This is a genomic window from Sphingobium sp. Z007, assembly GCF_900013425.1.
In the GTDB taxonomy this organism is placed as follows: domain Bacteria; phylum Pseudomonadota; class Alphaproteobacteria; order Sphingomonadales; family Sphingomonadaceae; genus Sphingobium.
This window is the reverse complement of sequence record NZ_FBXK01000005.1, coordinates 2,409,174-2,422,229: the sequence shown is the minus strand read 5'-3', so window position 1 is coordinate 2,422,229 and position 13,056 is coordinate 2,409,174. Positions and strand designations below refer to the sequence as shown.

The 13,056-nt window shown below is 61.3% G+C and carries 10 protein-coding genes, 1 tRNA gene and 2 pseudogenes; 7 read left to right on the top strand and 6 right to left on the bottom strand.

Features of this window, described 5'->3' with window-relative positions; genetic code table 11:
* Positions 1-101: 101 nt before the first annotated feature.
* The gene (locus CEQ44_RS25295; RefSeq protein ID WP_306341403.1) at positions 102-224 is read right to left on the bottom strand and encodes a DUF3072 domain-containing protein; all 123 of its coding nucleotides are present in this window, start codon (positions 222-224) and stop codon (positions 102-104) included.
* Positions 225-457: 233 nt separating this feature from the next.
* Between CEQ44_RS25295 and CEQ44_RS19715 the strand changes: the two genes are divergently transcribed.
* The 4 genes from CEQ44_RS19715 to CEQ44_RS19700 are packed head-to-tail and all read left to right on the top strand — an operon-like array spanning position 458 to position 2,767.
* Complete coding sequence (locus CEQ44_RS19715) at positions 458-676, top strand: hypothetical protein (protein WP_254913728.1); 219 nt, start codon at positions 458-460, stop codon at positions 674-676.
* Between the two features lie 13 nt (positions 677-689).
* Positions 690-980: a hypothetical protein gene (locus tag CEQ44_RS19710; protein ID WP_088185395.1), complete on the top strand. Its 291-nt coding sequence runs from the start codon at positions 690-692 to the stop codon at positions 978-980.
* 46 nt (positions 981-1,026) lie between these two features.
* Entirely contained in the window at positions 1,027-1,917 is an 891-nt protein-coding gene (locus tag CEQ44_RS19705) for a diacylglycerol kinase family protein (RefSeq protein WP_176400412.1), read from the top strand.
* A gap of 31 nt (positions 1,918-1,948) precedes the next feature.
* Positions 1,949-2,767, top strand: coding sequence for an inositol monophosphatase family protein (locus tag CEQ44_RS19700; protein WP_254913727.1), 819 nt, complete (start codon positions 1,949-1,951; stop codon positions 2,765-2,767).
* 7 nt (positions 2,768-2,774) lie between these two features.
* Here CEQ44_RS19700 and CEQ44_RS19695 read toward each other — a convergent pair whose 3' ends face one another.
* The 4 genes from CEQ44_RS19695 to CEQ44_RS19680 all read right to left on the bottom strand — a co-directional run bounded on the left by CEQ44_RS19695 (position 2,775) and on the right by CEQ44_RS19680 (position 9,438).
* Positions 2,775-3,545: an SDR family oxidoreductase gene (locus CEQ44_RS19695; RefSeq protein WP_088185398.1), complete on the bottom strand. Its 771-nt coding sequence runs from the start codon at positions 3,543-3,545 to the stop codon at positions 2,775-2,777.
* An 82-nt stretch (positions 3,546-3,627) separates the two neighbouring features.
* Positions 3,628-6,753, bottom strand: coding sequence for a DEAD/DEAH box helicase (locus CEQ44_RS19690; RefSeq protein ID WP_254913726.1), 3,126 nt, complete (start codon positions 6,751-6,753; stop codon positions 3,628-3,630).
* A 52-nt stretch (positions 6,754-6,805) separates the two neighbouring features.
* On the bottom strand, positions 6,806-7,021 hold the full coding sequence (locus CEQ44_RS19685; protein ID WP_088185400.1) for a hypothetical protein: 216 nt from the start codon (positions 7,019-7,021) through the stop codon (positions 6,806-6,808).
* A gap of 110 nt (positions 7,022-7,131) precedes the next feature.
* On the bottom strand, positions 7,132-9,438 hold the full coding sequence (locus tag CEQ44_RS19680) for a PAS domain-containing sensor histidine kinase (protein ID WP_256960050.1): 2,307 nt from the start codon (positions 9,436-9,438) through the stop codon (positions 7,132-7,134).
* Here CEQ44_RS19680 and istA point away from each other — a divergent pair.
* The 3 genes and pseudogenes from istA (at position 9,338) to CEQ44_RS19665 (ending at position 12,060) form a co-directional block, all read left to right on the top strand.
* Positions 9,338-10,865, top strand: a pseudogene (istA, locus tag CEQ44_RS19675) (IS21 family transposase). The gene CEQ44_RS19680 and the pseudogene istA overlap by 101 nt on opposite strands.
* Positions 10,852-11,581: pseudogene (gene istB / locus CEQ44_RS19670) on the top strand (IS21-like element helper ATPase IstB). The pseudogenes istA and istB overlap by 14 nt, the downstream one beginning before the upstream one ends.
* Before the next feature lie 32 nt (positions 11,582-11,613).
* Entirely contained in the window at positions 11,614-12,060 is a 447-nt protein-coding gene (locus CEQ44_RS19665; RefSeq protein ID WP_256960049.1) for a transposase, read from the top strand.
* 811 nt (positions 12,061-12,871) lie between these two features.
* Here the strand turns inward: CEQ44_RS19665 and CEQ44_RS19660 are convergent.
* Positions 12,872-12,962: transfer RNA gene (locus CEQ44_RS19660), tRNA-Ser, on the bottom strand.
* Positions 12,963-13,056: the final 94 nt, after the last annotated feature.

Sequence of the window (13,056 nt, the reverse complement as noted above, 5' to 3'; positions counted from 1 at the left end):
TGGACATGACGATGTGGCAGGCTTTGCGGCCGTCCGCACACGTTCGATCATGGTAAGCGACTTCCATCACGAACCATCGAAAATGATCCACCCCAAAGCCCTCACTCTCGCCCAAGCTTCGCCGGCTTAGCCAGGTCGCCGGTCGGCAGTTCCACACCCGCTTGTTCGCACAGAGTCGCCAAATAGGACGCCTGTGCGCCGGTAATGGGTTCATTGCCGGACACTCAATTGGCTGGATCTTTTTCCGCGTTCGACGCCGAGTGCTCGTCGAGTTTGGGATTATAGAGATGGTCGGTCATGACAGTCTCATCGTTCTTGATATGTTCCATTACAGCCCTCCGTGCGACATGCGGTTCCTGCAATAAAGGTAGAAGAAGACATGCAACCGATCGCTCGATCGGCGCTTCATACAAAAGCGGGGCATCATCTCTGACCCCTGTATTGCGGAAGGATCAGGATGATGCCTGGAAACGAAAATGGTCTCGACCCCGAACAGGGTCAATCGGACGAATTGCCCCGTCGCGGGCCTGCTGGCGACGTTCGACCCAATGGCGATGACTCCGATCCCAGCACAGGGGGCGGCAAGTCGCAGGAGGATGTCGAGGATCGTCCCTCCGTCGGCACGGTAAAACCGGAAGATTATCCAGAGGCCGATCGCGCCGATTCCAAGCCCTGACGAAAGGATCACCATGAGCACCACATTGACAGGCACATTCGATAGCCGGGACCAGGCGGACATGGCCGTGGAACGGCTGGTCCAGGAAATCGGCATCGAACGAACCGATATTTTCGTGGCGGCATCTGGACCGGACAATAGTGCGGGCAATCGAATCGGAGGTGCAGATAGCGAGACGGTCGATCAGGACGAAAGGGACGATGTCCCTCTTGCTGGCGGCATCACGGTGTCGATCGATTTGCAGGATGATGCAAAGGTCGAAGTCGTCACGGCGGCGTTGGAAGAATTTGGGGCGCAGCTATGATTAGTATGTTGGAGACGCGATATGGGCTGAATGGCAGATATTTCGCGTGAAGGCGCTATTGGTCCATAGCCCTAATGCGGGAACAAAGCCCGGGCCGATCCGGTCGCTTATTGGTCAATTGGAAGAGGCTGGCTTTGCCATCCACTATTGCGAACATGGCCAGGACGATATTCGATCCGGGATGAACGGCATGGAAATGGCGATCGCCGCTGGCGGTGATGGGACCGTAGCTTCGGTCGCCACCGAGATACCCGACCGATCTGTACCCATTGCGATCCTGCCGATGGGCGGGTCGAATAATGTCGCAAGGGCGCTGGGCATTCGTCAATCGGCCGAAGCGGTCATTGCTGGTTTCGACAATGCGCGCGAAAAGAGGCTGACCGTAGGCAGCGTCACTGGACCGTTCGGACGGAAAGGCTTTCTGGAAGCGGTAGGTCTTGGTGCGCTCAATCAATCCATCGAACTTGTAGATGAATCGCCCGACACCCCTGAGGAGAAGCGCGAAAACGGCCGTGCGGCATTTCGGGAGACGTTGCGCACGGCCAAGCCGATCGCGTGCGCCGTTGATGTCGATGGACGCCGTTTCGACGGGCCATGGCTGCTTGTAGAAATTCTCAACATTGGCGCAATCGGCCCACGGCTCCCCTTCGCGCCAAGGGCGGACACACAGGATAAGCTGCTCGACATCCTGCTCGTTGGCGAGGTTGATCGCGACGCCATGGTCGGGTGGGCCGAACATTTCTCGGGCCCGCCACCGGCCCGATTGGAAACCGGCTGCGTTGTCACGCTTCAAGCCAGCGGGCTTTGCCCCCGGATCGACGATCGCCCCATCGACATGCCCGACGACGCATGGACGGTCGAAATACGGCTGGACGAAGAGCCGGTGACGATATTGGTGCCGAGCGGCAGGCCGGAACATGACGATGACACCTGCTGAGCCGATGCCAACACCGGATTTACATGCCCGCATGGAAGCTGTTGCGGTGGAACTGGCCACGATCGGCGGCCGAGAAATCCTGGCTACGCTTGGCAGCCTTATGGCCGTGCAATATAAGGGGGATGACGACGCCATCGCCTTGATGCGCGATCCGGTGAGCGAAGTCGACAGCCGGGTCGAGGCGATGATCCGTAGTCATCTGGCAAATCATTTCCCCGACCATGGCATCATCGGCGAAGAAATGGCCATCCAACCGGGGCTGGTCAGCGATTTCGTCTGGGCGGTCGATCCGATCGATGGGACAAGCAACTTCATCAACGGCTTCCCGTTGTTCGCGTCATCCGTGGGCGTCCTGTACCGGGGCGTTCCCATCGTCGGCGCATTATGGTGCAGCACAAGTCATTTGCTGGCACCTGGCGTCTATCATGGCGGAGGCGGTGCGGGTTTGCGGTTTGAAGGCGAACAGGTCTCACGCATGCCCAACCCTGCCGTTCGCAAACGGCTTGCGGGCGATCCGCATGGCCAGTCTGGCGTCGGGCCGTGGGATGGGCGCAAGACAGGGTCGGCAGCGATCGAATGCGCGTTCGTCGCGGCAGGCCTTCTACAAGTCGCCAGGTTCGCAACGCCCAACATCTGGGATGTCGCTGGGGGAATAGCCCTAGCGCACGCATCGGGCGCTTCGGTGTTTCAGGAGGATGATGGAAATTGGGAGCCATTCGCCAGCTTTGGCGTCCAATTAACGCAGATGGCGCAATGGCGGCATCCATTGATCCTTGGGACGCCTGAGGATGCCGCCCGCATGACCGACATCCAGCGCGCTGACGCACAAGATCGAAGCCGCTGGATATAGCGACCCGTCAATGTGCGTAGATCATCTTGCGGGTTATGCCGCCATCGACGGCAATCTGCTGGCCCGTGATGAAACCCGCGCCCTCCGACGCCAGAAACAAGACGGTAGCCGCGATGTCTGAGGGTTCGCCGACGCGGCCCACCGGATGCTGTTCCCGATCGATCGCGCAATGCTCCACCGCTTCGCGCACCTGCGCTTTGGCCCAGGGGCGCGTTTCTATCCAGCCGGGCAAGACGGCGTTGACGCGGATGTCGGGGCCAAGGCTGATCGCCAGGGCATGGGTCAGGGCGCAGAGCGCACCCTTGGCCGCAGCATAGGCTTCCGTATCGGGTTCCGACTGGATCGCACGGGTCGATGCCATGATGACGATTGCCCCTTTACGTTGGCGTAGGAGCGGCACAGCGGTGCGCACCATCAGAAAAGCGCCGGTCACGTGGCTGTCCTGCCACGCCTGCCATTTCTTGAGCGCCAGTTTTTCGATCGGACCGCTGACCGGGTTGGCAAGGCCCGCATTGGATACGAGCAGATCGATGCCCTCGGCCTCTTCCGTCGCCTTGTTCCAGGCTTTAATCTTGTCGAACGCTTTTTCGACGTCGCGCTCGCTGGCGACGTTGGCCCGGATCGCCATAAGCCTGTCGGTCGGCATCTCGTCGGAAAGATCGCGAACCGCTTCGGCATCCTGGTCCAACACCGCCACTCTCCAGCCCTGCGTTAACAAGGCCTGTGTGATGCCTTTGCCGATGCCCTGAGCACCCCCTGTAACGACCGCTATCTTCATGTGGTGCACGCCCTCTTGATGGCACGACAATCCCAGTGCCGCAGATCAGATTTATCGACGCAATGTCGGGGCGTTAGTTCCGCTAAGCGCCAATGCTTTCGAGCAGGTCGATCACCCGTGCGAGCCGATCGGCCTCATCGGTCTGCGCCTTCAAAAGCCAGCGGCCGTCTTTTTCGAACAGCCCTGCACATTTGCTCATGTCGCGACCCGGTTCGCGCGGCGTCAGCGCCATCGCGGCCGGGCCTGCATCGACGCGTGCAATCCCGGCCGCCCGCGCGAGAATAGCAATCCTGTTGGCATCGATCAGACGTTCGGCGGCGGGGGGCAGCGGACCAAATCTATCCGCCAGTTCCTCCTCCAGTGCGCTGAGCCCAGCCTCATCGACAAGCCGCGAAAGCCTGACATAGAGGCCCAGACGGATGTCGGGGTCGGGTATCCAGTCCGATGGCAAGCCGCCCGCGCTGCCCAGATTGAGTTCAGGCGTCCACAGTCCGGCGTCCTCCCCCCGCGCCGCTTTCAAAGCCGCTTCGAACAGATGTTGATAGAGGTCGATCCCGATCAGCTTCATATGCCCGGCCTGCGTATCAGCCAGCGGATCGCCAGCGCCCCGTTGATCAAGATCGGCGGCGCTGATCGCGAAGCCCGCACCCAGCCGGTCATAGGTGGCCAGCGTGCGCAGCCGCTTCATGGTGCGTTCGGCAATCTCTCCCGCTTCTGTCAGCAAAATGACCTGACCCCGGCGATTGCCGCGGCCCACCCGCCCGCGCAATTGATGAAGCTGGGCGAGGCCAAAGCGGTCGGCGCGCCAGACGATCATCGTGTTGGCGCGCGGCACGTCCAGCCCTGCCTCGATGATATTGGTCGCGAGCAGAACATCGCCTTCGCCACCGCCAAAGCGGACCATGGCATCGTCGATGGCGGCCACCGGCATCTTGCCATGCGCTTGGATCAGCGCGAGGTCCGGTACGATCCGCGCCAGCCGCTCGGCCAGCGGCGCGAGATCCTCGATACGGGGCACGACGACGAAGCTTTGTCCGCCACGCGACCGCTCACGCAATAGGGCGGTCCTGATCATCGCATCGTCGGGGCTGGCAAGACTTGTCCGGATCGGCTGGCGACGGGCGGGCGGCGTTGCGATCACCGACATCTGTTGCAGGCCGATCATCGCGCGGTGCAATGTCCGGGGGATGGGCGTCGCGCTCATCGCCAGCAGATGAAGGTCGGTGCGTCCCCGCAGCCTTGTCTTGTCAGCCGCGCCGAAGCGCTGCTCTTCGTCGATAATGACAAGCCCCAATTGGGCATAGCGTACATCCTTCGCCATCACCGCAGCCGTGCCGATGACGATGCCGATGGACCCGTCGGCCAGCCCGGCCTTCGCCGCCTTCTTCTCCGCCGCACTCGAAAGGCGCGAGAGGCCAGCGATGACCACGCCCGTATCGGCAAAGCGGCGCTGGAACGTCTCGATATGTTGCCGAACGAGAACCGTCGTGGGCGCGGCCAAAATGACTTGATAGCCTGCAAGGGCGGCAAGCGCGGCGGCACGCAGGGCGACCTCCGTCTTGCCATAGCCGACATCGCCGATAACCAGGCGATCCATCGGCCGTCCGCTGGCCAGGTCGTCCCGTACCGCCTGAATCGCCCGCGCCTGATCCGCCGTTTCGTTGAAAGGGAAGCTGGCCACGAATCGTTCATAAGCGGCACTATCAGGTTCGATGATCGCGGCTTTGACCTTGGCCCTTTCCCGCGCCAATCGAAGAAGATCGCGCGCGCTTTGGGCCACCGCCTCGTCAATCGCCCCGCGCCGCTTTTCCCAGGTCGATCCGTCAAGCTTGTCGAGCCGCACCGCATCGCCATCGGCGCCATAACGCCATAACAGGCCGGCCTCCTGGCAGGGAACGAGCCGCCGGGCGCTATTGGCATATTCTAGCGCAATCAGTTCTGCGTCGCCATCGCCGGTAGCTGCCTCCAGGCCCAGCACGCGCGCGACGCCATGATCCTCATGCACGACCAGATCGCCCGCACGAATGTCGCCGCCCGCCTGGGCAAGCCCGGCGGCAAGGCTGTCCTGCGTCGCGCCAATCAACGCCCGGCTACCCAGAAGATCGGCGGCAGCGATCATCACGAGCCTTGCGCCAACAGCCCCCCGATCGATCGGCGCAACCAGCGCAGCTATCGCGCCCGGCGCAAGCGTATCGACAGCCGCGATCGCGTCGATGGTTTCGACCGTAGCCTTGAACGTCTTGGCTATCTTGGGCCGGAGGAAACGGACATCCCGCTCGCTGCCAACCAGGAGCACGCGCTTCCCCTCCTGCACATGCGGCGTCGCAAAGCGCTTCAGTGCCGATAGGGGTGAGCGCTGCTCCGCAAAGCGGGAAATGGGCGATATAGCGAAATCCGCCGGATCGCCGGATCGCCAGGCCGCAAGATCCTTCGCCCATAGCGACTGGGATGCGGCATCGATCACCGAACCCGAATGGCCGGCGGCCTCGGTGGCCAAGCGAATGAAACGCGCGCGGCGCTGCTCGGCCTTTGCCGAAACATAAAGCCGCCCCGGCCGCAGATGGGCGAGAATGGTGACATTCCGCTCAGGCTCCGGTTCGGCCGCGCGGCCGATCTCCAGCACCTCGCACGGCGCCTGCGTGCGCTGCGTGATCGGATCATAGCGGCGGATGCCTACGACGCACCCATCGGCGACATCGATCCGGGCCGGCAGCCCGGCATCTGCAGGAAAAATGTCGATCACCTCCCCGCGGACCGCCACCTCGCCTGGTTCATCGACGCGATCGTCGGCGACATAGCCAAGTCTTTCCATGTCAGCGGCGAAATTTGTCGGATCGATCGGTTCGCCAACGCGCAGGCTGGGCGGCGCGGCGTCGAAGGCGGCGGGGTCTGCATAAAGCCGCGCAGCCCCTTCACCGCTCGTGATGGTGGCAAGAGGGCGGCGCTTGGATTCCGCCGCCAGCCGTCGAAGGTGCCGCAAGGCGGCGACCCGTTTCCCGATGTTCGAGGGCGATGCAGGCGCGCTGTCGCCGGGCAAGGTGTCGCTCGACGGCAGGAAGACGACATGATCGTCAGGCGCCACGGACATGAGCGCGCTGGCTACCGCTTCGGCGCCCTGCTCGTCATCGGCCAGATAGAGCAGATCGCCCGCGTCAAGCGCGTCGAGCAGCATGAGTGCAGTCTCACCAATTCCCTGGGAAACGCTCATTTGCCCACCAGGACGCGAAAATCGACCTGGTCAGGCCTGACAGTAAAACAGCTCAAAAGCCTTCTTCACCCTGATGGTCTCCATGACCTGTCGCGCGCAATTCCGCCCGGTCGCGATCTGCGCGCGCACGCGCGGTCGCGATCATCGTCCGTTCTTTCTTGGATGGGGGATCGTTGGATGTCGGCGCGGCCTGCTCATAGAGGCCGCCCGTCGCTGCCGGCCGTTGATCCGCTTCCGGTTCCTGGCCCTTTCTCTTCTCTTCCACCATGCGCTCTCCTACAGGTGGGCAGCTAACGGCGTGACGATGTCGCGGGTTCCGCCAACGGCAAAAAGTCCGGTTCAAAAATGAAAAGCCGGAAGACGCGCTAAGGTGGCCGCTCAAGGATCAGATTGGCCGGTCGCTGATCGGCTGCCTAGTTTGTCATTTTCGTCAATCATCTCACGAACCTTGCTGACGATGGTCTCGATTCCGAACGGTTTGGTGATCACGTGCATATCATGCTCCAGCAATCCGTTGCCGATGACGGCATTTTCCGCATAGCCAGTGATGAACAAAATCTTGAGTTTGGGACGTCCCACTCGGCCGGCGTCTGCGACCTGACGGCCATTCATTCCGCCGGGCAAACCCACATCCGTGATGAGAAGGTCGATGCGCAGATCCGACTGAAGCACCTTTAGGCCGCTGGGACCATCCGCAGCTTCAATGACGTGATATCCCCCGTCGGTAAGGACATCGACGATGAGCGAGCGAACGGAAGCCTCGTCATCGATGACCAGCACGGTCTCCCCGTGCCCCCCAGCGTCAAGCTGCGTCGGCCGCAACTCCTGTTCGATCTCAGTTACCGGTCCCATATGCCTTGGAAGGTAGAGGCACATGGTCGTGCCTGCGCCGACCTCCGAATAAATCCTTACCTGCCCTCCCGATTGCCGCACGAAGCCATAGATCATTGAGAGACCAAGACCGGTGCCTTCGCCCAGAGGCTTGGTCGTGAAGAACGGATCAAAGGCGCGGGCGATCACGTCAGGCGTCATCCCCGTTCCGGTGTCACTCACGCATAGCGACACATATTGACCAGGGGGTAGCTCGCGTTCGCGGGCCATGCGGTTGTCTAGCCACTTATTGGCTGTTTCGATCGTCAACCGTCCGCCATCCGGCATCGCGTCTCGCGCATTGATGCAAAGGTTCAAAAGCGCGTTTTCAAGCTGGTAGCGATCAACCAACGTCATCCACAAACCGCCCGATCCAACCACTTCGATCTCTATGGAGGGCCCGACAGTACGGCGTATGAGGTCTTCCAAGCCAGAAATTAGCCGGTTTACATTGACGGCTGTGGGATCCAGCGTCTGTCGGCGGGAAAAGGCAAGCAGTCGCTGCGTCAACGCGGCAGCCCGCTTTGCCGCGCCCTGCGCGGTTTCGAGATGGCGACCGATAGCCTCCAGACGACCCTGGGAAATACGCAGTTCCAGCAATTCCAGATTGCCCAGAACCCCGGCCAGCAGATTGTTGAAATCATGCGCGATGCCACCGGTTAACTGCCCAACCGCCTCCATCTTCTGGCTTTGGCGCAAAGCCTCCTCTGTGGCGATAAGGGCATCGGCCGCTTCGGTCTCCGCGGTGATATCGCGGCCGAACAGATAGAGCATCCCGGCTTCTGGAACGGTAGTCCAAGCGAAGCGTCGGTGGCTGCCATCCTTTGCGCGAAAAACGCTTTGTGACTCGACTACAGCAGCGTTGGATTGGGAAAGTTTCGCCAACCGCTGCTGCGCGGCTTCTTGCTCCTGCGCTACAAACTCCAAGATATTGCGGCCGACCGTATCAGCTTCGCTCCACCCCAGCGTCTTCGTCCAGGATGGATTGACGGCATTGATAATGCCTTGGGTCGTCGCCACCACCTTGACGATCGGAGAGAGCGCCCAAATCCGCTCCCGGTCGCGGGCGAGTTGGCGCTCCCGGGTTATATCGCGCGCCACGGCGTGGATGCGGCCCGCGTCCGGCACAGCGTTCCAGTCGAGCAATCGATAGCTGCCGTCCTGGCAGCGATAGCGGTTCTCGAACAAAAGGGTCGTAACGCCCTGAGCCAGCTTCTCGACTTCCTTGGCTGTGGCAGATAAATCGTCGGGATGGACGAAATCGGCCAGGACCTGTCCAACCATCTCATCCTCTTGCCACCCCAGGAGCCGGGTCGCGGATGGGTTCACCAAGCGAATGACGCCATCAAAGTCGCAAACCAGCATCAGGTCCTGACTAAGCGACCACAGCCGATCGCGGTCCCGTCGCTGGGCAGACACGGCATCGATGGTGGCAAGCGCCCCCGCTATCTGCGCGGCAATAAGGTTAGCGAAATCACGAGTTGCTTCGTCGAGCAGGCGGTAGGGATTCAATCCCAGGACAAGTGCACCGACGGCTTGCGCTTCGCCGGGTTGCTCGACAGCTACGATTAACGCATCGCGCGGCGGTATGTCCCACGGTCCTGTGGATCGGCGTGCAAAAAGGACCCCGTTAGCGGGGTGATCGGCGTCTAAAAGGGACCCCTCATTTCGATGGTTTAAGCAGCCGGCTGGATTTTCAGGCGGCGAGATCGGGATGTTGGTTTTGGAGACAGTTTTACGGATCCGGCGCGAGTATGCCGGAGGCAAGGCGATCAAGGCGATCGCACGGGATCTGCATGTGTCGCGGAAGGTCATCCGCAAAGCGGTCCGAGCGCCGGAGGGCGCCTTTGATTATCAGCGCAAGGTTCAGCCGCTGCCCAGGATCGGTCCGTTCCAGGAGCGCCTGAACACGCTGCTGGAAGAGAACGAGCTGCGCGGCAGGCGTGACCGGCTGCGGATGACGCGGATCCATGACCTGCTGGTGCGAGAAGGCTTTGAGGGTTCTTACGATGCGGTGCGGCGCTATGCGACGCGCTGGAAGATCGAGCGGCGCAAGGATGCTGGCGATGGCGTCACCGCCTTCATCCCGCTGATGTTCAGGCCAGGCGAGGCCTACCAGTTCGACTGGAGCCATGAGGATGTCGAGATCGCAGGAGCGCCGATGCGGGTGAAGGTCGCGCATATGCGCCTGTGCGCGTCACGTGGGGTCTATGTCCGGGCCTATCCTCGCGAGAGCCAGGAGATGCTGTTCGACGCGCATGCGCGCGGCTTTGCCTTCTTCGGCGGCGTGCCAGGGCGCGGCATCTACGATAATATGAAGACGGCTGTGACGAGCGTGTTCACCGGCAAGGAACGCGTCTTCAACCGGCGGTTCCTGATCATGACCGACCATTATATGGTCGAGCCCACGGCCTGCTCGCCTGCGGCGGGATGGGAGAAGGGTCAGGTCGAGAACCAGGTGCAGACGATCCGGGGTCGCTTCTTCCAGCCCCGGTTGCGGTTCGCCAGTCTCGAAGAGCTCAATGGCTGGCTGGAGGCAGAGTGTCGGCGCTGGGCGGAACGGCAGCCCCATCCTGAACAGGGAGATCTGACCGTGGCGCAGATGCTGGAGATCGAACGATCTGCGCTGCAGCCGATGCTGGGACCGTGAGCCAAAATCTATCCGGGGCTTCAATGAGAGCGAGCATGCCGTGACCGGCACCTGCCTGATCAGCTTCGACCGCAACCGCTACTCGGTACTCTCGACGGTGGCACGACGCACGGTGCAGGTCCGCGCCTATGCCGACCGCATCGTCGTTCGCTGCGGCGAAGAGGTTGTCGCTGAACATCCTCGCTACTTTGGGCGCAACCGCACGATCTATGACCCCTGGCATTATCTGCCAGTGCTGGCCCGCAAGCCTGGCGCGTTGCGGAACGGTGCCCCCTTCCAGGACTGGGATCTGCCACCGGCGCTGGCCCGCCTGCGCCGCAAGCTGGGTAATGGCGACGATGCCGATCGCCGGTTCGTCCGTGTACTGTCGGCCGTACTGACCGATGGCCTGGAGCCTGTCGAAACCGCTGTGCGTGAGGCACTGGCGACGGGCACGGCGAGCGACGACCTGATCCTCAACATCCTGGCACGACGCCGGGAGCCTCCGCGTCCGCTGACGATCATCACATCCGAGGATAGCGCCTTGCGCCATCCCCCGATCGCCGACTGTGCCCGTTACGACCAGCTGAGGACCTTCGATGCAGCGGCATGATATGATCGAGGCCATGCGCGGGCTTGGACTCAAGGGCATGGCGGGCGCGTTCGACGATGCCGTCACCACCGGCCTTCAGCGCCAGCGCACCACCATGGAGATACTGACCGATCTCCTGCGAGCGGAGGCGACGCATCGTCATGCCGCGTCGATCCGATACCGGATGGCCGCTGCCAAGCTGCCAGTCGTGAAGGACATCGATGCCTTCCGGTTCGAGGGTACCCCGATCAACGAGGGGCTTGTGCGTTCATTGCACAGCGGCGCGTTCCTGCCCGCACGGCGCAATATCGTCCTGGTCGGCGGCACAGGCACAGGAAAGACCCATCTGGCCATCGCCATCACCGCCAATGTAGTGCGCTCCGGCGCCCGAGGCCGCTACTTCAACACGGTCGATCTGGTGACCCGCCTCGAAGAGGAGGCCAGGATCGGCAAGAGTGGCGCTCTCGCCGCCCAGCTATCCCGCCTCGATCTCATCGTGCTCGATGAACTGGGGTATCTGCCGTTCGCTCGATCGGGCGGCCAGTTGCTGTTCCACCTGATCAGCAAACTCTATGAGCAGACCAGTGTCATCATCACCACCAACCTCGCCTTTGGCGAGTGGCCCACCGTGTTCGGCGATCCCAAGATGACAACCGCGCTCCTCGATCGCGTCACCCATCATTGCGACATTGTCGAGACCGGCAAATGACAGCTGGCGCTTCAAAAACCGCAGCTGATCCGCCCCAGCAGCGATCAATTAGAAGATGTTTTGCGCTGCGCGCGCCTCCGGTCGGGCTACGCCCTCCCTACGCCGCGCGCAGCGCAAGGAAGCCCGTCACATCAACGTTCCGCCATCCTGACAGGGGGTCCCTTTTGCGCGCCGATAAGGGGTCCCGTTTGCACGCCGATTGACACTCAAGCGATCACCACCGACGGGCTGAGATCCTACGGCGCGGCGATGAACGAGCTTGGCAATCGCGAGAAGCAGGAGGTCGGTCGCTGGGCGAACAACGGGGTGGAGAACAGCCACCTCCCCTTCCGACGACGAGAGCGCGCAATGCTACGCTTCAAGCAGATGAAGGCACTCCAAAAATTCGCCTCCGTCCATGCCGACCTGCACAACCACTTCTCACTGGAACGCCATCTCATAGATCGAAAAACATTCAAGGAAAGACGCTCTGCCGCTCCGGCAGAGTGGCGGTTGATCGCAAGCTAGGCCCCTGCCCTCTTCGCCGGAAATGCATCTGGTAGAGACGAGTTCGCATTAGACTAACAGCACCCTGCAGGGCGACGATCTGCTTCTCTGGATGCCGCCGCGGGTTATTGTCGTAACACAGTAGCGTTTCGGGCGCGCGATATTCGATCGGCCCAAGCTGCCGCTCAAGCGTGGCGAGCTGGTTATGAAGCGGCGTGACTACATTTGAGGATTTTTGCGTCTTAGGCATTTTCATTCTCCATTGCTGACGCGCGAGAGAATGAAGGCATGATCGGTCAGAGGCGCGAGCATCATTCAGACAGCCAATATCCGGCTCACGCGTGTGAGTCAGATATTTAGCCCCGCTGTTGCCGCACCTTCCTTTTTGGGAAAGGCCCCGTTTCAAAACCGAAGGTAGCACGGTCATGTAAACATATAGTTAATGAGGAATTTAGGCTGATAACGGCTCTTTTCCGTTGTTTTAGCGACTGTTACGGATGACCTTGGCGGTGTAAATTCCCTGATATCGCGAGCAGGGAATTTCCCGGCAAAGCCTTCGCAACCCGAGGTTTTAGGAGCCAGAAAACGGGCCAGTTGCTTCGAGTTACATCGTTTTCCCTGTAAACCGCTCGGAAGCAGGGAAAATGATGGGGGCAAAACAGGCCCCGCGTCTGAAGAGTAGTAGGACGACTTCGCCCGGAGAAAGTCCCAAGAAATTGCGAATTTTCTCAGTGAGAAAAGTTCTCTGCGCTACGGTTTGGATTCTGAAAGGCGCGCAACTGCGCGTTTTCAGCCACGATATGGCTGAATTCTCTGTCACTGAATGACTAGGTGGCGGAGCGGCAGGGATTCGAACCCTGGATACGCTTTTGGCGTATACTCACTTTCCAGGCGAGCGCCTTCGACCACTCGGCCACCGCTCCGCATTGCACTGGAAGTGCGGCTCCCTATCGCGCGATGTGCCGCTAGGCAAGGGGTATGGGCAGGGGATGCTTTACTTTGTCCTGCAGCCGCTGT

Excerpts from the sequence above, each read along its gene's own strand:
- CEQ44_RS19695 (WP_088185398.1), bottom strand. The coding sequence starts at position 3,545 with ATGAAGATAGCGGTCGTTACAGGGGGTGCTCAGGGCATCGGCAAAGGC.
- CEQ44_RS19710 (WP_088185395.1), top strand. The coding sequence starts at position 690 with ATGAGCACCACATTGACAGGCACATTCGATAGCCGGGACCAGGCGGAC.
- CEQ44_RS19680 (WP_256960050.1), bottom strand. The coding sequence starts at position 9,438 with ATGACCTTCCGCGACACATGCAGATCCCGTGCGATCGCCTTGATCGCC.
- CEQ44_RS19685 (WP_088185400.1), bottom strand. The coding sequence starts at position 7,021 with ATGGTGGAAGAGAAGAGAAAGGGCCAGGAACCGGAAGCGGATCAACGG.
- CEQ44_RS19700 (WP_254913727.1), top strand. The coding sequence starts at position 1,949 with ATGGAAGCTGTTGCGGTGGAACTGGCCACGATCGGCGGCCGAGAAATC.
- CEQ44_RS19690 (WP_254913726.1), bottom strand. The coding sequence starts at position 6,753 with ATGAGCGTTTCCCAGGGAATTGGTGAGACTGCACTCATGCTGCTCGAC.
- CEQ44_RS19715 (WP_254913728.1), top strand. The coding sequence starts at position 458 with ATGATGCCTGGAAACGAAAATGGTCTCGACCCCGAACAGGGTCAATCG.